The sequence below is a fragment of the Aquimarina longa SW024 genome, assembly GCF_001401755.1.
GTDB lineage: Bacteria > Bacteroidota > Bacteroidia > Flavobacteriales > Flavobacteriaceae > Aquimarina > Aquimarina longa.
The window spans coordinates 87,137-111,141 of record NZ_KQ474102.1 but is presented as its reverse complement, the minus strand read 5'-3'; the positions used below and the strand labels follow the sequence as shown (position 1 = coordinate 111,141).

The following is a 24,005-nucleotide window of genomic DNA, read 5'->3' as shown; positions in this document are numbered from 1 at the left end:
AAAGTGGGGAATTAAAATAAATTAAGGAAGTACATGAAAAAGTTTGTATTGGTCTTTTTATTGTTGATCGTATCAGTTTCGACTTATGCACAACAATATAAAAGTCATAAAGTAGCCAAAGGAGATAATGTATACAGGATAGCAAAACGTTACAATACTACTCCTGAAGCTATATATAAAATTAATCCGACGGCAAAAGAAGGGATTAGTGAAGGGGAAATTTTAGTTATTCCGGTAGTAAATGATCAAGAATATAATACACATGTTGTCGAAAAAGACGATACCGTGTATAGCTTATCCAAAAAATATAATATAAGTGTAGATGCGATCTATTTACTTAATCCAGAAGCTGATAAGGGTATTAATATTGGTCAGATCCTAAATGTAGGTAAGGTACAACAAAAAGATGCTATTTCTGTAGAAAACACTTTAGATGGAGATAAGAATAATATTTTGGATGATTTGAAATCAATTCCAGAAGAGCGAAAAATTATTCGTTTTATAACTCATAAAGTGAAAAGAAGAGAAACGCTGTATGGGATAGCAAAAACATATGAAATCACTGTTGAAGATATAAAGAAGAATAATAAAAGATTATATTCTGAGCAGATAAGAAAGAAAGATAAAATAAGAATCCCCGTATTTGCTAAAGAATCTATACCAGATAAAGTAGTAGATCATAGTGGAGATTCAAGATTATCAACTACAACTAGATACACAGTACAACCAAAAGATACCAAATATGGTATCGCCAGAAGACATGGAATTACAATAGGGGAGTTAGAACAACTTAATCCTAATATGGATCCAAGTTTTCCGGTTGGAATGCAAATTACTGTTCCTACAGCAGTTTTTGTTTCATTAAAAGAAACAATACAACCCGGATATGAGTTATATGAAGTTAAGCCTAAAGAAACTATTTTTCGTATTTTAAACAGAACAGGTATCTCTTCTGACTCACTATTTAATATGAACCCTTATTTAAGAGAAGGGTTAAAAGCAGGTATGGTTATTACAATTCCAAAAGATACATTATCCGCAGTTAAGACAAGAGTTACTAAAGGAACATATATTAACTTAGAAAGTAGTCTATATAATTTTACTCCTAAAAAAGTAGCAGTGATGCTACCTTTTAGTTTAAATGCCTTAGATCTAGAAGCTAGAAAAGAAACTGAAGAATATCTTAAGAATAAGCAAAGCCTAAGGATTGCATTAGATCTTTATAGTGGTATTTTAATCGCTGTAGATTCTGCTAAAACTAAAGGAATAACCACAGAACTTACTGTCTTGGATACCCAAAAAAATAATAATAAAGAACATGTTAAAAGTATAATCAAAGAAAATAATTTTGATGAAACAGATGTAGTTATAGGGCCATTGTATCAAGTTAATGCAGAGATAGTAGCAGAAGAACTTAAAAAATATAATACACCAGTATTTTCTCCCGCATCAAAAAAAGAGTCAAACTTACATGATAATTTTTTTCAAACACGTCCAACAAATATAATACTTCAGGATAAGATAATATCTTTTGTAGAAAAAGATTCTACGGATAAAAATATTGTTCTTGTAGTACAACAAGGAACAGAATATGAAGCAATAAAAGAGAGATTAGTTTCCAAGTTTCCTAAGGCTAAAATTGCTAAGATAGAAAAAGGGAATTATTTGTATGAGGTACGACTTAATAAAGTATTAAGTAAGAACAAACCAAACTGGGTATTTCTTGAGTCAGATGACGTAGCTATGATAAGTAATGTAATTCCTTTACTTAATGCTAAATCAGAAAGCCACAATATTACATTATTTACAACTGATAAAAACAATGCCTTTGATAATGATAATATTAAAAATGAGCATTTATCAAAATTACATATGCATTATCCATCTGTAGATAAAGAGTTTGATAATAAGGAGATTGAAGAAGGAGAAGAAATTACACCATTTATAAAAAGATATAAAAAAGAATATGGTAGTTATCCTAATAATTGGGCAATACGAGGTTTTGATATAGCCTATGATATTTTGATGAGGTTAGGTACTGCTGATGATATGTATCATGCAGCTGCATTTGAAACAACTACAGAGTATGTTGAAAACAAATTTAGTTATTCCAAAAAACTTCTAGGAGGTTATTGTAATGACGCAGTATATCTAATTAAGTTTGAAGATGATTTAAAATTAACTATAGTTAAATAAATAGCATTTAACTACTTGCTTGATGACATGTAATAAAATTATTTGTTTATTTCGTAGTAAAGTACTTCTTCTATAGAAGAATACACTATATCTTGTGACTATTTTATATCTAGAACTTTAAAATATTTGATTTCCAATTATTTTTTTAATAGGGAAATATTTTCATGTTTAGAATTATAAACTCTATAGTAATCTTATTATTTGGCAAAGAAGAAACATTAAAAAAAATGATTTTTACTAGTATTATGGAGGTAGTTAGAAGTAGTAGTGAAGGTAGTTAATAGAAGATTCTTAAGATTATAAGTTTGAAACTGATATAGAAATTCTTTGATAATGGTTCTTATGAAAAACCTAATATTTCCTCGTAATTATTAGCTTTATGATTTTTTATAACTACCCCAATCCATTGATAAATATGGGGCTACAGGATTATTTTTGTTTTAAGTTAAGATCAGAGATTAGTTAGTTGTAAGTAAAGTTTTTAGAAACCGACAAATTTAATCTTTAAAATAGAAAGCAAAAATAGTATGTGATTACTAAATTAAATTATATATTGATATAAGAAAAAAAGATTTTTTATATATATTTGATATTATAAGGGTTATAAAATTGTAATATGTAACATAATATACCCCACCTTGGCATTATAATTGCTTATGTAGATTGTTAAGGAAAACAAAGGAGGAAATAAGATTAAATTTAGAAAAGATAGTGTGGATGATTTAAAAATACAATATATCTTTTATGATTTAAACAATAAATAACTATTCTATAGATAGACTGCAATATTTGCCCCATATTGTATTTCTAATATCTCTATAAAATGGATGGAAAAATAACTTTTTATTTGGGCATAATTGTTTGCAATTATGGGTAAGTACTTTATTATTATACTTTTATTTTTTGCCAATAATAATGGTTACGTAGGTAAATTCTCATATACAGAAAGGAGTAAGTTAGCGTGGTCAGATTTTAGAGGAAAACCTGATATGGACAGTAGTTTTCATGCTAGTGTCAATACGGGAATAACATATCAATGGTCTTATGGTAAAGATAAAGGAGAGATTGAATTAAATTATCAAGTCGATAGTTTTTGTTATCCTTCTCTATCTTGGGTTAAAAGAGGGCATATGTCAGATGGTCTTCTTTCCCATGAGCAATTACATTTTGATATTTCAGAATTACATGCTAGAATAATGCGAAAAAGATTAAAAGAGTATAATGCTGGAAGTAATATAAGGAGGGATCTCAATAAAATGTATAAGCTAGTGGAAAGAATGAGAGTTAATATGCAAGAAAGGTATGATGAAGAAACAGAGCATTCAAAAAATAGAGAAGCCCAGAAAAAATGGGTAAAAAAAGTGGAAACACTAATGTGGTATTATCGTGATTTCGCCAAGTAATTTTTAAATCTATGGAGGTCCAACTACAAAAAGATTTTTTAATCAAACTATCCCATGCTAAAATGCCTTTTGGCAAATATAAAGATAGATATCTTATAGATCTTCCAGAATACTATATTGTATGGTATCATACTAAAGGATTTCCTAAAGGAACATTAGGTCAGCAATTACAAACTGTTTATGAGTTAAAAGTAAATGGATTAGAATATTTAGTTAGAAATATTAGAGAATTATAAATACTTTATTTATAACTAGTACTCTATTGGAGTCCTTATAACTAATTGCCTTCTAAGAAATATCAGAATAATTAAATCATTTATGTAAGAAATGAATACTTATAAATTTGAGCTTGTTTCCCCTAGTCTTAAGAGAATAAGTATATTTATGTAAGAAGTTTTAGAATTCTTTATATAAAGGCATACTAATTTCCTAAATAAATATACTTATCTATAAATTATAATTAGGAGGATACCGATTCTGTTTCTTTAGAGAAAGAAACAGCAATATCTACTTGATTTCTTATAAGATCTTCAAAAGTTTCGCGTTTACGAATTAAATGAGCTTTTCCTTCATGCCACAATACTTCTGGTGGACGATAACGAGAATTATAATTACTAGACATAGAGAAACAATACGCTCCAGCATTTTTAAAAGCAATAGTATCCCCTTCAATAATTTCAGAAATTCTTCTATTTCTAGCAAAAGTATCCGTTTCACAAATGTAGCCTACTACAGAATAAAAACGTTCTTTCCCTTTAGGATTAGATACATTAATAATTTCATGATGAGAATTATAGAACATCGGACGAATTAAATGGTTAAAACCAGTATCAATACTAGCAAAGACGGTAGAAGTTGTTTGCTTGATTACATTTACTTTAGCTAAGAAATGTCCAGACTCGCTTACTAGAAATTTACCTGGCTCAAAACCTAGAGTTATTTCTTTACCATATTCTTTGCAAAAAGCATTAAAACGCTTGGTTAATTTTTTACCAAACTCTTCGATATTAGTTTCAATATCTCCTGGCTTATAAGGCACTTTAAAACCACTTCCAAAATCTATAAAATCTAGATTTTTGAAGTTTTTAGCAGTTTCAAAAAGTATTTCACTTGCATATAAAAAAACATCTACATCAAGGATGTCACTGCCAGTATGCATGTGTACTCCATTGATAGACATACCTGTGTTTTCTACAATTCTAAGAATATGTGGAATTTGGTGTATTGATATACCAAATTTACTATCAATATGCCCCACTGATATTTTACTATTTCCTCCGGCCATTACATGGGGATTAATACGGATACAGACAGGAGTGTTAGGATGTTTTGTTCCAAATTGTTCTAGAATAGAAAGGTTATCTATATTTATCTGTACACCTAAGGCAGATACTTTTTCTATTTCTTCAAGCGATACCCCATTAGGAGTAAAAATAATATTACTTGGTTTTACACCTGCCTTCAAGCCTAAATTCACTTCTTGTATAGAAACCGTATCTAAACCAGCACCTAATGAATTCATTAGTTTTAAAATGGTAAGATTTGATAACGCCTTTACAGCATAATTAAGTTTTAGCTGTTTGACATTATTAAAAGCATTAGAAAGACGATTATACTGTGAAATAATCTTAGAAGAATCATATACATAAACAGGACTCCCAAATTCTCTTGCAATTGCTAATAAATTTTCATTCTCCATTGTGGTATAAATTTTAAGTCCACGAAATTATTAATAATAATACAGATATTAATAACTAGTACAAAAAAAAAATATGATTAAGTGAGATTGTGATATATTTAACTTCTATTTAAGGTAAGGAAATAAGGTTAATTAGTATTTTTAATAAAAAAAATGCTACCTCTTTTTCCATTACAGACAGTTGTTTATCCAAGAGAACGTTTGTCTCTACATGTTTTTGAAAAAAGATACCAGCAATTAATTAATGATTGCGAAGAAGAAAATATCTTATTCGGAATACCTACATTTATAAATAACAAATTAGAATACGGAACCGAAGTACAGTTACTAAAAATATCTCAGAAGTATCCCCGAGGAGAGTGTGATGTTATATGTATGGGGAAACGAGTGTTTAGAATAAAAAAGTTTTATCAAGAGTTTCCTGATAAGCTTTATGCTGGCGGAGAAGTCGAATTTATAAAAGATGATAATAGTAGTAGAGCAGCATTACAAGAAAAACTACTAAAAAAAATAACAATTTTATATACAGAATTAGCTATAGACACTCCCCCTGTATTTACCGTCCCTTTGATTAGCTATCAAGTAGCACATAAAATAGGGTTATCTTTACATCAAGAATACTATTTGTTAAAACTTAGAAACGAAATAGAGAGATTAAAGTATCTGATAAACCATCTTACGACAACAATTCCTGTAGTTAGGCAAATGAATAAAACTAAAGAAGTAATTAAAATGAATGGACATTTTAAAAGCTTTAATCCATTAGATTTTGAAGATTTTAAGATGTAATGGTAGTTTTTATCACTTTTATTATAGGAATATATAGAACTCTATATTTTATTATACAATTTAAAATTTGATTCATTTTTTTATTCAGAAATAGAAAAAAAACAGATGACAGTTAGAGATATGGATAAAAATAACTGAATTAATAACGATATTTTAGTTTCTAATTGAAAGTGTTTTTTGATAACTAAGATTATAATATATCATGCATAATCTAGTATAATAGCTTTGCTATTTTTATGATTGTTTGATGAATTATATAGGATTAGTTTTTTTTACCTTAAAAGATTGGCACAATAACTTCACTTTTCCTATTTTTGGAACTCCTAAAAAAGGCAAAAAAAATATAGTATGAACTTACACGAGTATCAGGGTAAAGAGATATTAAACAGCTTTGGCGTGCGTATTCAGCGCGGTATTGTAGCGCAAAACGTAAATGAAGCTGTAGCAGCTGCAAAACAACTTACTGCCGAAACCGGGACTGGGTGGCATGTAATTAAAGCACAGGTTCACGCAGGTGGCCGAGGAAAAGGTGGTGGAGTTAAGTTGGCTAAAAATCTACAAGAAGTAGAAGAAATTGCAGAACAAATTATAGGAATGAATTTGGTTACTCCGCAGACTTCTGCTGAAGGTAAGAAAGTTCATCAGGTATTAGTTGCAGAGGATGTATATTATCCAGGGGATAATGAGCCAGATGAGTTTTATATGTCAGTATTACTAAACCGTACTACTGGTCGTAATATGATTATGTATTCTACAGAAGGAGGTATGGATATTGAAACAGTAGCAGAAGAAACTCCTCATCTTATTTTTACAGAAGAAGTTGATCCATCTGTTGGATTATTACCATTTCAGGCAAGACGTGTGGCATTTAATCTAGGATTAAGTGGTACTGCATTTAAAGAAATGACCAAGTTTGTAATGGCACTATATACAGCTTATGTTAAGTCAGATGCATCTTTGTTTGAGATTAATCCAGTACTTAAAACAAGTGATGATAAGATTATGGCAGTAGATGCCAAAGTTACTTTAGATGATAATGCATTATACCGTCATAAGAATTATGTGGATATGCGTGATATTCGTGAAGAAAATCAAATAGAAGTTGAAGCAAAAGAAGTTGGACTTAACTATGTTGATCTAGATGGAAACGTTGGATGTATGGTAAATGGTGCAGGTTTAGCAATGGCTACAATGGATTTGATCAAACAAGCAGGAGGAGAACCAGCTAACTTCCTTGATGTAGGAGGTACAGCAGATGCCAAACGTGTAGAAACAGCATTTAGAATTATCTTAAAAGATACAAATGTAAAAGCAATCCTTATCAATATCTTTGGAGGTATTGTTCGTTGTGATCGTGTAGCACAAGGTGTTGTTGATGCATATAAAAACATGGGAGATGCAATTAAAGTACCAATTATTGTACGTCTGCAAGGAACTAATGCAGATATTGCAAAAGAATTAATAGATTCTAGTGGATTAGATGTACAAAGTGCAGTACAATTCCAAGAAGCAGCTGATAAAGTACAAGCAGTATTGGCATAATAGCCATCAAAATTTTTGTTATATATTAGAAGCGATCTTTATTAAGATCGCTTTTTTTTGTACGTTATAAAATGATAGTATGAATAAAAAAATAGAAAAAATTGTTCAGGGATTAAGCATGAATCCTCATCCCGAAGGAGGTTTTTATAAAGAAACCTATAGAAGCAAAGGTACTATCCCAAGAGCTGTTTTAGGAGATGAATTTACAGGAGATCGTAACTACTGTACTGCTATTTACTTTCTTCTTACATCAGCTAATTTTTCTGCATTTCATAAAATTAAGCAAGATGAAATATGGCATTTTTATGATGGATCTCCATTATATGTACATGTCATTGGACTAAATGGAGGATATGAAAGATATACTGTAGGTATGGATATCGATCAAGGAGAAGTTCCACAATTAGTGGTTTCTGCAGGGTGTTGGTTTGCATCTAGCGTAAAAAATGATGATAGTTACTCATTAGTAGGTTGTACCGTATCACCAGGATTTGATTTTAATGATTTTGAATTAGCCGAAAGAAAGGCTTTAATTAGAGAATACCCAAAATATAAAGAAATTATTACAGCGCTGACAAGATAAAAAAATGTCTGATTATTTAACCAGACATTTTTTTAGTGTTTAATTTCTTGCTCGTATAGGATAGGGAGGTTTTTTAGGTTCTTTTATAGGATTATTTTGTAGCTCTTTTAGGATAATCTCAATTGCTTTTTCTAATTGAGGATCTTTACCTTTTATAACTTCAGAGGGCAGTTGTTCTACTTCTACATCTGGTGCAACACCAACATTCTCAACAATAAATCCTTCTTCGGTCCAGATAGCTATATTTGGAGCTGTAACACTAGCTCCATCAATAAATTCGGGAAAACCTAATATACCAACTAAGCCGCCCCAAGTACGTTTACCTACTAATGTACCTACTTTAAATTTTCTAAACATCCATGGTAACATATCACCCCCAGATCCAGCAGTCTCATCAATAAGCATTACTTTAGGACCTTGGATTGAAGCACTTGGAGTTTTTAGATCTCGACCATATCTAAAATTCCAATGGGATTGATAAGGATTAAGTAAAAGATTAATATAGTAATCAGCTATTTGCCCACCTCCATTAAATCGTTCATCGATGATAATTGCTTTTTTATTGGCTTGAGGATAAAAGTATCTTTTAAAATACTCATGACCAGCAGTGGTAGTATTAGGAACATACACATAAGCAACTTGCCCATTTGTTGCTGCATTGACTTTTTTTAGATTTCCTTCTACCCAATCACGATTCCGAAGAGAATATTCACTAGCTATTGGAGTTACTTTTATCACTTTTGAATTGGTATAGTTTGGATTAGGTCCAACGGTTAATTCAGTTATTTTATCAGCAGTATTTTCAAAAAAACTAAAAATATTTTGGTTACTATTCAGATCTTTTCCATTTACAGCTAATAGGTAATTACCTTCCTGTATATTGACTCCTGGTTCTGTTAAAGGGGATCGTAATTTTGGATTCCAATTAAGCCCCCCAAATATCTTTTTAAATTGATATCTATTATTTATAAGGGTATAATCAGCTCCTAATAACCCACCCGGAATATGTTTGGGAGTATTTAATTGTTCTCCCCGCCCTATAAGCCTATGATGACCAACCGACAATTCACTACACATCCATTGTATGATTCTATTTAGGTCGTTTCTACAAGATAAGTGCGATAAAAATTGAGCATATTTCTTTTTCATAGCTTTCCAATCAGAACCGTGCATCCCAGGATCGTAAAAATAATCTCGATTAATTCTCCATGCTTCATTAAAGATATTTTCCCATTCTTGTGAAGAGTTTATTTTTACTTGTATTTTTTCTGTTTTTAATACTCCACGCCCATTTTTAGGTGCTTTACCTATTTCTGTAATTCCCCATGTATCCTTTTTGTTGTACAACATCTTTTTTCCATCAGCAGAAATTACATAGCTATCTAATTCCATGATCATGGTATCTTTGCGCTTTTTTAGATCATATTGGTAGAGCATAGATGATTCACTATTAGGAGTATCCGCTATATAGAATAATTTATTTTCTTTACTAGAACTTAAATCATAATAAACACCTGCTTTTATTGGCAGATCAATAATTCTACTTTGTATCCCGTCGAGATCAATTTGTATCGGTTTACTACTATTTTCATTTTCTTTTTTAGAATTTTTCTTGTCTTTAGACTTTTCTTCATTAGTATCTTCTGTAGGCTTTTCTTCGTCACTCTCTTTTACAAAAGGTGAAATTGTATCTTTCTGGAGTGTTACAAGGTATATAGAATTAGTAAGCGACATATCTTGATTGGATTGATCAAACCAATTTACTACAGGTCCAGCATCTGTAGAAGCTGTAAAATAGATATATTTTCCATTAGCATCAAAAATGGGATCACTTACATTACTTAAGCCATCAGATATAGGGTAAGATTTAGAATCTTTAATGTTGTATAAAAATATTTGTTCGAAATTACTCTCTATAATTTTTGAATATAGGATCCAATTCGAGTCAGAAGACCAATCTCCAAATAAATCTCTAAAAGCTCCGGGGAGATAGTATTCATCATTATCAATTTTGGTGATTTTTTTTGAAGCAATATCAAGAATGTATAGATTTCGACCATTATCAGAAAAACTAATCTTTTTACTATCAGGTGACCAGCTTGTATAGGCATAAAATCCTGTTCCTGGGATTTTAAATTTTTTAGTTTCACCTTTACCATCTTGCGATGTAATATAAAGTTCATACTCACCAGAAACATCAGAAAAATAAGCAATTTGTTTTCCGTTGGGAGACCATGCAGGGTACTTATCATGGCTACCGGGGCTTAATGTTAGATTTCTGGGATCACCTTTATCTTCAGGAACGGTTATGATTTCACCACGATAATCAAAAACAGCTCTTTTACCAGTAGGAGATATATTTGCTGATCGGATATGTTGGTTACCTTTTATATATCGTTCTCGTAATTCTAATAAATCTGTACCAATACCAATCTTTAATTTAGTAGTGCTTTTTTGAGAGATATTATAGATATGAAGATACCCTGCTTGTTCAAAAATGATCGTATTCTCACTAAGATTCGCATTTATAATAGGAAAATCGTTATACTGAGTAAGCTGATTAATTTTTTTTGAAGAAGTGTTATAAGAAAATAGATTAAATTCTCCATTTCTATCACTTAAGAAAAAGACTTCACTTCCTTTCCACATAGGTTGTACATCATTACTTCCTTTATTTGGTTGAGGAATTTTAATAATAGATTTATCCATAAAAGAAAATAACCAAATATTAGCAGTTGTTCCCCCTCTATAATTTTTCCATTGATGAAAACGTTCTTGTATAGGGGTGTAGGCCATGTGATTGCTATCAGGAGAATATGTTGCATGCCAAGCATTTGGTATTTCTAATTCTACTGGATATCCTCCATCAATAGAGATTTGATATAACTTAGAGTATCTGTTGGTATGTATCGCTCTTTGTGAATTAAATAGCACGAATTTTCCATCGGGAGAAAAATTAAGAGTATTATCTAGCCCGGGATGCCATGTAAGTCGCTTAGGGATTCCCCCACTAACAGGAATTATAAATACATCTACGTTACCATCATATTCTGCGCTAAAAGCAATATGTTTACCATCCGGAGAGAAAACAGGATTGGATTCAAGACCTTTATCAATGGTGAGTCTTCTGGGTTGCGTACCATCTAGATTGGCAATCCACAGATCTTCTGCATAAATAAATGCAATATGTGATTTTCCTATAGCGGGTTGATGCATCATTCTTGTATCCGATGGATCAATAGAAAATGATTGTAATGGAATAAAAGCTAGAGTAAGTACTAGTATACACTTAGAGAGTGTAAAATTAAATTTCTTCATGATCGATGGCGGTTTGTAATATTTATGCGATATAGTATAGATTAAGTGAAAATACAGCTTTTTTAAGGAGTGTTTTGTTAATCATTTTTTAAATTATTGTAGATCATTTTCTGAAATAGGTTATTTTCAATAATTAGGAAAAAAATATAGTGATAGAAATTATCATTAACTCAAAATACTTTTATAATCCATTTGCACTTACTTTCCTATACTAATTAATACTTACTCACCAGCTGTGATCAAACTTTCATATCCAGCATATGTGTTTTTACTTGTTTTTCTGGTGGTAATGTCTATTTTATAATAGTAATATGTGTTATTTCCTGTATTAGGATTAGATACAGAGATTTGCCCTATTATTTCATTAGTGTTTTTTAAATATACAATATCAGAAAGATAATCAGATCCAATTGTAGCAATAGTTGATAATTCTGAACCATCATTTATATTCAGTTCCACAAGTTTATCATAGGCTACATATCCATATAATTTTCCACTATCAGTTATTACCAAACTTTCATATCCAGGATACGTGTTTTTACTGATTTGTCCAGTAGTAATATCTATTTTGTGATAGTAATATGTGTTATTTCCTGTATTAGGATTAGATACAGAGGTTTGTCCTATTATTTCATTAGTGTTTTTTGAATATACAATATCAGAAAGATAATCAGATCCAATTGTAGCAATAGTTGATAATTCTGAACCATCATCTATATTCAGTTCCACAAGTTTATCATAAGCTACATATCCATATAGTTTATTTATTAATTCTATAGTAACTTCAAGGTTACCTACATTTACTTTCTCTCCTTTATATATTAAAATTATTTTTCCAGAAGTTGCATTTTCTGGAACTTCTACTTTAAGTTGAGTTGATGTAATCTCTGTAATTCGCCCCTTAATTTCATTAAATTTTACGATATAGGTTTCGTTTGGATTGAAATTTTTTCCATTTATAATTATAATATCACCTATGCTTGCGCTATTTGTCGAAATGTTGTTGATTGTAGGTTTGCTTACGAGCTCAGTAGTAGTATTGTCATCACTTGAGCAACTAATAATTAAAAAACATAAAGTAATAATTGAATAAATTTTTTCCATTTCTATATGTTTAACCTGTAGTTTTTATAGGTATATGTCTTAAATATTGAAAAATGTTACTTTATAATTAATAAAATACTATTATTTCTCGCGATTGTTTATACCTATAATATAATTAATACTTACTGTTGCTAGATCAGAATTAGGGAATTTAGAAAAGTAGTTAGGGTCACTATGTAAACCTACTTCTTCAATTACTTTAAGAAAAGAATCAATCTCTAGAATGTACTGATCAGAAAAACCATGAGTAGCATCATAGGCTGTTGCTGCAGTTTTACCAAGATTTTTAGCAGTTAATTCTGGTGATATAGTATGTAGCTCTATTACAATTAGACCAAATTTAGCAATGTGGGATTCCCATTTTATAAAATGATCCTTAAGGTTGCGCTCTACATCATTATTTTGCAATCGCTTTCCTCGATAAGCAAAAGCTCCTGTAGATAGACTAGGAGTGTTAAGTTTAGATATGGGTTTACTCCATATTCTATTATGATCTAAGAATGTTCTTACGGATAATAATTCTTTTAATTCGATAGCATACTTTTCTTTTAGATCTTGCTGCAGTAAATCAGGATCACTGATATCTCCCCAAATAACTTTAGCCCATATATCTGCTTGTATCAGATTAGCTCTTGTAACTTTTAGAGCAGCTTTATTATAATCTGCTCCTACCAGAAACAAAGGGTAATCATCTAGATGCTTTCCTCTTAATGTTTTTGAAGCAATAACATCAAAAAGGTGTATCAAAAAAGCACCATTACCACATCCCATATCTAAAATACCCTTAGGTTGTTGTTCTAGAGGTTTATTAAATAGGCTAATGATAATCTCATCAATTTTTTTAAAATAACTAGCATGTGCACCACCGCTACCCCATACATTCATTTCTCGGTCTACATGAGTTTCTGTATCAGACTGGGTTTCCCATAATACATTAGGGTTTCCTAAAATTAAATCTTTCATTTGTCTAAACATAGGAATGTATGATACAGTAACGCCATAAGCAGAAGCTCTTTTGGCAAAGAATAACCCTTTATTAGTAAAGGTATAGTTACCATTAGATTTGCTAAACCAACCTAGATAACTTAGAAATGTAAGAATAGTATCAAAACTCTCAGGAAATTTATGATACTCATCGGGGCTAAAAGAAGCTTCCATAAAATACTTATGAAACATACCCCCCATACCGAGATGTACTGTAGTTGGACCAACCAAAACACCCTCAATATGTTTAATAATTTGATCTTGTATTTTAGTAGTTATAGGATCTGATGTAGGAGGTAAATTAAAACGATTTTGATAGTTTTTGAATAGTTGTTCTAGTTTATGAAAAGGCTCTAATTCGAACTTTCGAGGATGAAACTTACCAGAATATTCTAATAAATTAACGATATCTTCATACAGATAAAAATGATCAAATGCTAATTTAGAAAAGTTGTTGGTTTTGATAATAATATCATTATTATTAATGTTGTAATCTACCCATCCCTGAGCTGCCAGTATTCGTAATGCTATAGTAAGATACCCTTCATTAGCTTTAAAAAAAGTAGTAAGTTCTGAAATAGATACTTCTTTGTTGCTAAAGAGGTAATTAGTGATACCGTTTTTAAAAAGAGTATAGGCAACAGGAGCAACAGCAATACCATCTAAATGCCTGAAAAGTTCTTGTCTAAATTCTTGTTTTTCGGTAGTAGTGAGCATAAATACTTAGTTTGGATTAGATAAAGTTATATTCTCCAAATTAAGAATTTATTCTGAGGTAATAGAATGTTATTTTGGATTCTTATTTTTCAGGAGTAACTTTCTTTTTTTTAGGCATTGGTCCTCTAAGATGAATCACTAATCCATTTAAGAAATTACGTAGAATCTGATCACCACACTCCATATACTTTGGGTGGTTTTCATTTCTAAAAATCGCACCTAATTCACTTTTAGTAACTTTAAAATCTACTAAAGCACAAATTTTTACAATATCATCATCACGTAATTTATGTGCTACTCGTAGTTTTTTGAAAATATCATTGTTTGTTAAACCCATGAAGCAAAGGTATATGTTTTGAACTTAAAAATGGTTGAAAATATAGGTTAGAGTATAAAAAAATAGAGGTCAATGTAATTAGAAATTATTATTTTCGGCAAAAAGTAATTAGGAACATGTATAGTAAAGAAGAAAAATTGAGTCTGCTTTCAGAAATGATAGAATTTGCAAAAGCAGATCATAAGTTTAAAGATGAAGAGTATAATTTTATTCTAGCAGTTGCATCACAATTAGGAATACAAAAAGAAGAGATTGATGCTTTAAAAGATACAGAAGTAGAGAAAAAAAATCTACAACCAGAATCACAGCGTATTCTTCAGTTTCATAGATTGGTACTGCTTATGAATGTTGATCAGGAAACTTCTCAACAAGAAATCCATAAAATTAAGGAAATAGGATTACATCTAGGATTACGATTAGAAGCTATTGATGCAGTTCTAGAAAAAATGCATGACTATCCTAATAAGTTAATTCCACCACAAGAATTAATAGCTATTTTTACGAGACATTATAACTAGTTATTTAAAAATTAGGTATCTATTATTAAAAAGTAGTATCTACTTTATGCTTATTTAGGTATAAAATAACTCCCATTTCTTTAGCTTCTTTTTTGAATGTTACAGGAGTTTTTTTAAAATGTTTTTTAAAACATTTCGAAAAATACTTAGGATCATTAAACCCTGTCATAAAAGAAGCTTCAGAGATATTATAGCCATACCGAGTAATTAAGATAGCTGCCTTTTTTAAGCGAAGTAACCGTACAAAATCAACTAAGCTATGCCCTGTTAGGGATTGACATTTTCTGTAAAGGCTAGAATACCCCATATGTAATGATGCTGCCAATTCTTCCATTTTAAAATCTGGATCATCTAATCTCGCATTTATATTATTCATTAGATTTTCAAGAAAAATTTCATCTTGTGACTTTTCTAATATTACTTTTGGACGACTAATGATTTCTTTTCGATATTTTGATATAATATGCTCTTTAGATAAGATAATATTTTTTATTTTCAATAATAATTCATTCGTATTGAAAGGCTTACTAATGTATTCTATAGCCCCTGATTTTAGCCCTAATATTTTAGAATTTGTAGAATTTTTGGCAGTGAGTAATATAACAGGAATGTGTATCGTCATAGGATCATTCAGAATTTTTTTACACATTTCGATACCATCTAATTTTGGCATCATTATATCGCTTAAAACGAGATCTGGGAAATTGTTTTTAGTATAATAATACCCTTCTTCACCATTTTCTGCCAAGATGATATTATATTCATTACATAAAAGCTCTTTTAAAAAAGTCTGTAAATCATAATTATCCTCTACGATTAGAATAGTTTTCTTGGAGAGGTCTTTTTCTTTTTCTTGATTTAATACTTCATTTTCTAATATAGTATTAGTATTAGGTTTTTCAGAATCACGGATTATTATTCTTTCTGTATCGTCATAAGCATTCTTAGTAATCGGAAACTTGATAGTCAATGTTGTTCCTTCAGCTGGATTAGAATTTACTTTTATCTTTCCTTTATGCAAATTCATCAGCTCTTTGGTTAGCGCTAACCCAATACCAGTACCTTTGTTTTTTTTACCTATATCCGATTGATAAAATAGTTTGAAAATATGCTGTAATTCTTCATCAGGAATCCCTGGACCAGAATCTGAAACAGATAATTTTATATGCTTCTTCGTATTGATTGGAACAATATTTAGAAAAACATTTCCTTCTTTTGGAGTAAATTTAAAAGCATTAGACAGTAAATTATACACCACATGCTCTAGTTTTTCTTTGTCATACCATGCTTTAGGTAAATTTTTCGGGCAATTGATAATAAAATCTATTTTTCTTTTTCTTGCCAGTTCCTTAAACGATAATGAAATATTTTCTATGTCTTTACATAAGTCATTCTTGGTAACTGTTAATCTTAAAGTTCCTAATTCTTTATTTCTTACTAGTGTTAATTCTTTTGCAATCTTAGAAAGGCGTTTAGTATTATATGATATAATATTCAAGCGTTGTTTTAATAACAAGTTTCCGTTCTTTTCTGCTTTTTGTAACATATCATCAATAGGACCAAGAATTAATGTAATCGGTGTCTGAATTTCATGTGACATTTTTGCAAAGAAATTCATCTTTAAATCATGTAATTCATTTTCTTTTTTATGACTAACTTTTTCAAGAAATAATTTTTTTCTTAAAGCATACCATCTCCTTATTCCGTAAACTGTTAATGCCAGAAGCAGTAGATAAGAAATATACGCCAATGATGTATTCCATAACGGTTGTTGTACAGTGATCGCTATACTTTTTTGAGGAAGATCCCAAACTCCTTTTTTGGTTCCTGTTTTGATTTCAAAAGTATAGTCTCCTGGAGGGATATTTGTATAGGTAGCCAAACGTTCTGATTTACTGGTGATCCAATTTTTGTCAAACCCTTTCAATCTATACGCATAATAGTAACTAGGATTTAAAATATTATCTACAGCATAGAACCTAAAAGAAAAGTGGGATTGATCATGTTTTAATTGTAGCGATTCGACATTAAAAACTCCTGTTGTAGTTGTAGAAGGTAACAAAGAATATACGGGTTGGTTAAGTATCTCTACACTATTAATATATAATTTTGTTTCAGATGCTTTTTTATTCAAGTGTTTTGGGTTAAAACTATTTAACCCTTTAACTCCTCCAAAATACAATAGCCCCTGCTCATCTTTAAATTTACTTCTGGGTAAAAACATATTATCCTGAAAACCATCTGTATCATAATAGGTCTTTATAGTACTATTTTTAACATCAAAATGGCTTATTCCATTATTTTTAGAACTCATCCATAGGTCTCCATTACCATCTTTAAGAATCGCTATAAATATTTTTTCTTCTGTAGACTCTATATGTTCAAATGTGGTATATACTTTATCTTTGGTGTTAAATTTTAATAATTTACCCAACCTGTCAAGTAACCATATTTCTTCAGAGTCACCTAGAACCATAGATTTAACAGTATGGATTTCATTTTTATAGTTTCTATTTTTCTGAGAATAGCTTATAAAAGTAGATTGCTGTATATCAGAATGATGTTCATTATATTGAAATAATCCTCCGTTATAAAGTCCTAACCAAATTGTACCATTTCTATCTTCCAGAATACTCTCTGTGTTGGTTCCTTTTAACCCTTTAGTAGTATTATCAAAAACGGCCAGAAGTTCTAAATCAGAAGAATACACATTAATAGAAAGACTAGATCCTACCCAAATACGTCCTTTAGTATCAGAAAAAACGGTTCGTATATCCTTTGCTTCCTGTTTATTAGAATTATAAACGCTTATCTTTTGAAAAGTATTTTTACTGGTATTGTGATACCATAACCCATTTTTATAGGTTCCGAACCAAATATTTGATCGATTATCTTCTGCTATAGATTGAATATAATATCCTCTGTTTAAAGATATATCATTAAAGTATCGTTTTTCTTGCGTAGTTCCGTCGGTAGCACACGTCATTTTTGTTAACCCAGACCCATCTGTTCCAATCCATAAAACACCTTTAGAGCTTTTTAAAATACTTAATACTCTAAGAGGTATATTATTATCAGAGCCTTCATGATATTTAATCTTGTTATTTCTGTTAGGAAGAATATTAAGTTTACCATAATTTGTAGTAATCCATATATTTTTGTGGTTATCTTCATTAATATCCAAAATAGTATTACTACTCAAAGAAAACTCATTAGAATATTGTCGTGTAAATAAATCAATCTCTCCAGTGGTTATATTTATTTTGTACAATCCACCTCCATCTGTTCCTCCCCACATATACCCATCACTACTGCAAAATAATGACAGAAACATTTCTTTATTAATATTAAACCGTTCTTGTTCAAAAAAAGAATCCTGAATAAATTGGTTATTGATAGGATCATAGACAAATAGTCCATAAGTTTCGGTTCCCACCCAAAGCTTATTATTAATATCTGCTGCAAGGATAATATCTCCTGGATAATTTGTAAACAGACCGACTAATTCAGTTGTTTGTTCTGACCTTAGGGAATACCTATAAATTGTACCACTTTTGGTACTAACATATATCTCTGATGAATGTAATACATCAATATCCATGATGTTTTTGATCTTAGCACCTTTGTGTGAAATTGTAGTGATAAAATTCATTTTAGAATCAATATATCTATAAATATTACCAAGTTTAGAGACCAGCCAAACACTATCATTTTTTGCTACAATTGAGCTTATAATATCGTTTTTGGGCAATAAAAGAGTCATATCTTCAAATTGATTAGCAATTGCAACATATTTTGAAATCAATCCAAATTGAGTAGTTATCCATATATTCTTATTGTAATCAACAAGCATATTATTTATAAAATCATTATGCTGAATATTAGGAAAAACCATCTTGTTTTTAATTAATTTATAATCATAACCATTATAAACCAAAATCCCATCAGAGGACAACATCCATATATTACCAAATGCATCTTGCGTGGTCTTTGAAGGGATAACAAATTTATTATCGTTTATAGGTGACAAGTGTCTAAAACTTGTATGATTTTGACCATGCAAGAAAGAGACACACCAGATAAAAATACTTAACAAAAAATAGACTCTTGATCTAAACATAAAATATTCATTTTTTAGTAAAATACCATTTAGTACGGTTCTCTGTAATTGTACTATTATGAAAATTGTGTATATGAAGTGTTATCGACATAACTATAGTTTTATGCTGTAATTATGTTTTTTTAACAATTGAAGTTGATTATCATTTAAAATGATGTTAAATATATTAATAAAAGTTAGCAATCATAATTCCAAAAAACTCAAAATACACTTTATAAAGTAGTCTAATTCGTCAAAAAGGGGGACAAAATAAGCACTGATAAGATTACATCTTAAATACTACTCCTAAATGCCTAAAATATCATCTTAAATACCGAATGTATCCATCATATTTGAGTTATAAATAGTTTAACAGTAAAATAACTTAAATGAATTCTAGACGAAATTTTGTTAAAAAAACAGCACTTGCCAGTGCGGGTATATCACTACTTTCTAATGTATCTTTTGGAGCGATGACCAACCTAAATGATAAAAAACTTAGACTAGCTTTTATTGGTGTTGGATTAAGAGGAATGAATCATTTTAACAATGCTCTGAATAGAAAAGATATTGAGATAACCGCTATTTGTGATATCGATCCTGAACGAATAAAATTAGCATTAAAGAAAATAGATACCGCTAATTGGTCAAAACCCAAAGTTTTTGGAAATAGTGATTATGATTACAGAAATCTATTAGAATTAGACAATGTTGATGCTGTAATAATATCTACGCCATGGTTATGGCATACCAAAATGGCGGTCGATGCTATGAAAGCAGGAAAATACACAGGACTAGAAGTTTCTGCTGCCAATACTATCGAAGAATGTTGGGATCTGGTAAATACACATGAAGCAACGGGATCTCATCTAATGATCTTAGAGAATGTGAATTATCGTAGAGACGTACTTGCGGTTCTAAACATGGTGAAACAAAATGTTTTTGGCGAGTTAGTTCATTTTAGATGTGGATACCAACATGATCTTCGTTTTGTAAAACTAAATGACGGAAAAACTGCCTATGGAAAAGGTGTTGAATTTGGAGAAAAAGGAATTTCAGAATCAAAATGGAGAACCCAACATTCTGTTCTTAGAAATGGTGATGTATATCCTACACATGGCGTCGGTCCTATAGCTATCATGTGTGATGTAAATAGAGGTAATCGTTTCGTATCCCTGACCTCTAATGCTACAAAAGCAATTGGATTACATAATTATATCGTAAAGCATGGTGGAAAAGACCATCCTAATGCGAAAATAAAATTTAAACAAGGAGATGTTATTACTACTACCATTGAAACTGCTAATGGAGAAACAATCATTGTAACTCATGATTGTAATTTACCACGTCCGTATTCATTAGGGTTTAGAGTGCAAGGAGCCAATGGATTATGGGAAGTTGATGGTAATAGAATGTATATCGAAGGGCAATCAAAACCGCATCAATGGGATAAAGCTGATCAATGGCTTAAAAAATATGATCACCCTTTATGGCAAAAACATGGAGAATTAGCAACAGGTGCTGGACACGGAGGCATGGATTTCTTTGTTCTAAATGCATTTGTTGAATCTGCAAAAGAAAATATTGCACCTCCACTAGATGCTTATGATGCAGCAGCCTGGAGTGCAATTACTCCGCTCTCAGAATTATCTATCGAAAACAATGGAGAACCACAAAATTTTCCTGATTTCACCAGAGGTATGTGGGTAAAACGTAAACCTTATAACTGGATAAAAAGTAAGTACTAAATCATTAAATCACAATATATGGAAAAACTAGGAATCATTCTATTGATCTTTATGTCTATGCTTACAAATAGCATATCAGCTCAAGAAAAAACAATAAAAGGAACCGTGTATGACACATCCAATAGACCTATCTTGGGAGCTTCTATCTTAATCAAAGGTACCGCAAAAGGAACCTCTACAGATTTTGATGGAAACTATACAATAGAAGCTAAAGAAAAAGATATTCTTGAAATATCGTATCTAGGATATATAACACAAGAAGTTCAGATCAATACTCAAACAAAACTAGATATTGTTCTACAAAATGATGTTAGTGAATTGAGTGAAATCATAGTTGTTGCTTATGGAACACAAAAGAAAGAAACAATTACCTCATCAATAGTTAATATTAAATCAGAAGAACTAAAAGATATCACAACTCCCGATGTAACTACTATGCTACAAGGAAAAGTTGCAGGAGTACGATTAGGAGCCTCTAGTGGTAGCCCAGGATCTATACCAAATATATTAATACGGGGTTCCTCATCATTAGGTGGTAGAGTAACCCCTTTGTGGGTGGTTGATGGCGTTATACAACACACTATACCCATTGTTAATCCAAACGATGTGCAATCGATATCTGTACTTAAAGACGCTTCGGCAACATCACTTTATGGATCTCGTGGCGCCAATGGTGTGATAATCGTTACAACAAAACGAGGAACCTCTGGTAAGTCAGAAATTACGGTAAGTTCTAAAATGGCAATTAATACTTTTAATACAGGAAAATTTGAAGTTATGGATTCACAACAACTATATGATTACCATACTCAATTTGCCAACTCTCAACCTTGGTTCTCTCCAGAACTGCTAAATCGTAATCATGATTGGCTTAAAAACGGAACCCAAGACGGGTTTGTAAAAGACGTAAATGTATCGTTTACTTCGGGAACCGAAAGATTAAATTTATATATCAATGGCGGGTATTATAATGAAACAGGAACCTTAAGAGGTAATGAATTAGATCGGTATACCTATCGAATGAATTTGGATTACAATATTACAGAACGACTAAAAATAAGTCCTAAACTATCATTTAGCTTTGATGACAGAAATAGGATTACCGAAGCTCCGTTATATGAATTGTACCTTAACCTGCCTTGGGATAACCCTTTTGATGCAGAAGGTAAACCAATTAATGCACAAGAAGACTCAAATTGGCTAGGTAGAGATCAAAGAAACTATTTATATGATCAGCAGTGGAACTACTCTGAAGATAATACATTTAATCTAAGTTCAAACTTTGATTTTGAGTATCAAATCATACCTAATCTACTATTCAGATCTACAAATAACTTCACTTATTATCGCTATAAATCAAAAACATACACAGATCCCAGGTCAATTTCTGGATTAGCTACAGAGGGTAGTATAAGAGATAGAATAGACGAGGAATTTACTAAATTAACAACTCAGGTATTACAATATTCAAATTTATTTGGAGAACATTCTGTAACAGCTTTAGGAGGGTATGAATATAATGATTATGTGTATGAAAATGTAGATGTTACTGGTAATGGTATTGTTGCTGGAACAGAAGTTTTAAATGTTGCAAGCGAAGCTGGAGAAATCGAAGGCACTAAAAATGATTATGCGCTACAATCGTTTTTTTTATCTGCCGATTATGGATATAGCAATCGATACTTTGTAAAAGCCTCAATACGTAGAGATGGAGCTTCTAATTTTGGGTTGGATAACCAATATGGTAATTTCTTTGCGTTAGGAGCAGGCTGGAACATACATAATGAAGCATTTTTTAATAGTAAACATATTAATGAATTGAAGCTACGATTAAGTTATGGATCAGTAGGAAACAGGCCATCATCTTTATACCCCTACCAAGACACCTATAGATTAAACACACAATATATCGGAACACCTGGAGCAATATTAAATCAATTAGGAAATCCAGATTTAAGCTGGGAAAAAACATATGAAACAAATATTGCAATTGACACAAGGCTTTTTAATAGAGTAAGTGCAACACTCGAATATTATAATAAAGATACCTCTGACCTCTTGTACTTTGTAGATTTACCAGACGTTACAGGATATAGTGGGTTTTGGGAAAATGTTGGAGGACTTACCAATATAGGGTATGAAGCAGCAGTTTCTATCGATGTTATACAAAGCAAAAATTTTGACTGGGATATAGGATTTAATATAGGATATAACAAAAATGAAGTTACGGAGTTGTTCGATGGACAAACAGAGATTCCTAGAGACAGCAAACTATTTAAAATAGGAGAAGATTCTAATTCATGGTATATCAGAAAATGGTTAGGTGTTGATCCCGATAATGGAAACCCTTTATGGGAAGTTGTAGACCCTGATACTGGAGAGCGTACCGAAACCAGTAATTGGAATGATGCTACCTTACAAATTGTTGACTCAGCTTCACCAGATTTTATAGGTGGATTTGACTCTAAACTAAGCTATAAAAATGTATCTCTTTCTACCAATTTTAATTTTTCTAAAGGAGGGAAACTATATAATGGCGCCAGAGAACTGTTTGACTCAGATGGATTCTACACAACATTTAATCAGCAAGTATTAGCAGATGATTGGAGCAGATGGCAAAAACCAGGAGATATAGCAACACATCCCTTGGCTGTTGAAGGCGGTAATAACAATTCTAATAAGCGCTCATCTCGTTATTTAGAAGACGCTAGTTATCTAAGAATGACAAATGTTACCCTATCGTATAATTTACCACAAAACGTGTTAAGCAAAATAGGAATAAGCAACTTCAATATATATGTATCAGGAGATAATTTATTGACATTTACCAAGTACAGTGGTGTTGACCCAGCAGTTACAGGTAATCCAAATGATCAAGATACTGACAATTTAGGTTTATCAGGAAACCCTGGGTTGACTTATCCTATACCAAAACGCTATGTGTTAGGTGTTAACGTATCATTTTAAA

Annotated in this window: 15 protein-coding genes; 9 read left to right on the top strand and 6 right to left on the bottom strand. The window is 31.0% G+C overall.

Going from position 1 to position 24,005, the window contains the following annotated elements; genetic code table 11:
• Positions 1-33 precede the first annotated feature (33 nt).
• The 3 genes from N456_RS16550 (at position 34) to N456_RS16540 (ending at position 3,835) form a co-directional block, all read left to right on the top strand.
• Positions 34-2,196, top strand: a complete 2,163-nt coding sequence (locus tag N456_RS16550) for a LysM peptidoglycan-binding domain-containing protein (protein ID WP_062059660.1) — start codon at positions 34-36, stop codon at positions 2,194-2,196.
• Positions 2,197-3,065: 869 nt separating this feature from the next.
• Entirely contained in the window at positions 3,066-3,599 is a 534-nt protein-coding gene (locus N456_RS16545; RefSeq protein ID WP_062059658.1) for a DUF922 domain-containing protein, read from the top strand.
• Between the two features lie 11 nt (positions 3,600-3,610).
• Entirely contained in the window at positions 3,611-3,835 is a 225-nt protein-coding gene (locus tag N456_RS16540) for a DUF3820 family protein (protein WP_062059656.1), read from the top strand.
• 224 nt (positions 3,836-4,059) lie between these two features.
• On the opposite strand, the gene lysA is transcribed toward N456_RS16540, so the two are convergent.
• A complete protein-coding gene (lysA, locus tag N456_RS16535; RefSeq protein WP_062059654.1) occupies positions 4,060-5,298 on the bottom strand; it encodes a diaminopimelate decarboxylase in 1,239 nt (412 codons plus the stop codon).
• Between the two features lie 153 nt (positions 5,299-5,451).
• Between lysA and N456_RS16530 the strand changes: the two genes are divergently transcribed.
• The 3 genes from N456_RS16530 (at position 5,452) to N456_RS16520 (ending at position 8,212) form a co-directional block, all read left to right on the top strand.
• Complete coding sequence (locus N456_RS16530; protein ID WP_205410279.1) at positions 5,452-6,087, top strand: LON peptidase substrate-binding domain-containing protein; 636 nt, start codon at positions 5,452-5,454, stop codon at positions 6,085-6,087.
• 348 nt (positions 6,088-6,435) lie between these two features.
• Complete coding sequence (gene sucC, locus N456_RS16525) at positions 6,436-7,629, top strand: ADP-forming succinate--CoA ligase subunit beta (protein ID WP_062059650.1); 1,194 nt, start codon at positions 6,436-6,438, stop codon at positions 7,627-7,629.
• Positions 7,630-7,708: 79 nt separating this feature from the next.
• Positions 7,709-8,212 (top strand): cupin domain-containing protein, encoded by a 504-nt coding sequence (locus N456_RS16520; RefSeq protein WP_062059648.1) that lies wholly within the window; start codon positions 7,709-7,711, stop codon positions 8,210-8,212.
• 39 nt (positions 8,213-8,251) lie between these two features.
• Here the strand turns inward: N456_RS16520 and N456_RS16515 are convergent, their stop codons facing one another.
• From N456_RS16515 to N456_RS16500, 4 genes are all read right to left on the bottom strand, one after another.
• Positions 8,252-11,530, bottom strand: a complete 3,279-nt coding sequence (locus tag N456_RS16515; protein WP_062059646.1) for a S41 family peptidase — start codon at positions 11,528-11,530, stop codon at positions 8,252-8,254.
• 222 nt (positions 11,531-11,752) lie between these two features.
• Positions 11,753-12,634 carry an IPT/TIG domain-containing protein gene (locus tag N456_RS16510; protein ID WP_062059644.1) on the bottom strand — a complete coding sequence of 294 codons (882 nt, stop codon included), beginning with the start codon at positions 12,632-12,634 and terminating at the stop codon, positions 11,753-11,755.
• Positions 12,635-12,715: 81 nt separating this feature from the next.
• Positions 12,716-14,335: a class I SAM-dependent methyltransferase gene (locus N456_RS16505; protein WP_062059642.1), complete on the bottom strand. Its 1,620-nt coding sequence runs from the start codon at positions 14,333-14,335 to the stop codon at positions 12,716-12,718.
• Between the two features lie 82 nt (positions 14,336-14,417).
• Entirely contained in the window at positions 14,418-14,672 is a 255-nt protein-coding gene (locus N456_RS16500; RefSeq protein WP_062059640.1) for a DUF1456 family protein, read from the bottom strand.
• Between the two features lie 62 nt (positions 14,673-14,734).
• On the opposite strand from N456_RS16500, the gene N456_RS16495 reads away from it, so the two are divergent.
• Complete coding sequence (locus N456_RS16495; RefSeq protein ID WP_338021429.1) at positions 14,735-15,190, top strand: TerB family tellurite resistance protein; 456 nt, start codon at positions 14,735-14,737, stop codon at positions 15,188-15,190.
• A 25-nt stretch (positions 15,191-15,215) separates the two neighbouring features.
• Here N456_RS16495 and N456_RS16490 read toward each other — a convergent pair whose 3' ends face one another.
• On the bottom strand, positions 15,216-19,220 hold the full coding sequence (locus tag N456_RS16490) for an ATP-binding protein (RefSeq protein ID WP_205410278.1): 4,005 nt from the start codon (positions 19,218-19,220) through the stop codon (positions 15,216-15,218).
• A gap of 458 nt (positions 19,221-19,678) precedes the next feature.
• On the opposite strand from N456_RS16490, the gene N456_RS16485 reads away from it, so the two are divergent.
• The gene (locus N456_RS16485; RefSeq protein WP_062059634.1) at positions 19,679-21,037 is read left to right on the top strand and encodes a Gfo/Idh/MocA family protein; all 1,359 of its coding nucleotides are present in this window, start codon (positions 19,679-19,681) and stop codon (positions 21,035-21,037) included.
• Between the two features lie 18 nt (positions 21,038-21,055).
• The gene (locus N456_RS16480) at positions 21,056-24,004 is read left to right on the top strand and encodes a SusC/RagA family TonB-linked outer membrane protein (protein ID WP_062059632.1); all 2,949 of its coding nucleotides are present in this window, start codon (positions 21,056-21,058) and stop codon (positions 24,002-24,004) included.
• Position 24,005 lies beyond the last annotated feature (1 nt).

Coding starts and splice junctions, on each gene's coding strand:
- N456_RS16545 (WP_062059658.1), top strand. CDS start 3,066: ATGGGTAAGTACTTTATTATTATACTTTTATTTTTTGCCAATAATAAT.
- N456_RS16530 (WP_205410279.1), top strand. CDS start 5,452: ATGCTACCTCTTTTTCCATTACAGACAGTTGTTTATCCAAGAGAACGT.
- N456_RS16520 (WP_062059648.1), top strand. CDS start 7,709: ATGAATAAAAAAATAGAAAAAATTGTTCAGGGATTAAGCATGAATCCT.
- N456_RS16485 (WP_062059634.1), top strand. CDS start 19,679: ATGAATTCTAGACGAAATTTTGTTAAAAAAACAGCACTTGCCAGTGCG.
- N456_RS16505 (WP_062059642.1), bottom strand. CDS start 14,335: ATGCTCACTACTACCGAAAAACAAGAATTTAGACAAGAACTTTTCAGG.
- N456_RS16500 (WP_062059640.1), bottom strand. CDS start 14,672: ATGGGTTTAACAAACAATGATATTTTCAAAAAACTACGAGTAGCACAT.
- N456_RS16480 (WP_062059632.1), top strand. CDS start 21,056: ATGGAAAAACTAGGAATCATTCTATTGATCTTTATGTCTATGCTTACA.
- N456_RS16510 (WP_062059644.1), bottom strand. CDS start 12,634: ATGGAAAAAATTTATTCAATTATTACTTTATGTTTTTTAATTATTAGT.
- N456_RS16550 (WP_062059660.1), top strand. CDS start 34: ATGAAAAAGTTTGTATTGGTCTTTTTATTGTTGATCGTATCAGTTTCG.
- N456_RS16515 (WP_062059646.1), bottom strand. CDS start 11,530: ATGAAGAAATTTAATTTTACACTCTCTAAGTGTATACTAGTACTTACT.
- lysA (WP_062059654.1), bottom strand. CDS start 5,298: ATGGAGAATGAAAATTTATTAGCAATTGCAAGAGAATTTGGGAGTCCT.
- N456_RS16540 (WP_062059656.1), top strand. CDS start 3,611: ATGGAGGTCCAACTACAAAAAGATTTTTTAATCAAACTATCCCATGCT.
- sucC (WP_062059650.1), top strand. CDS start 6,436: ATGAACTTACACGAGTATCAGGGTAAAGAGATATTAAACAGCTTTGGC.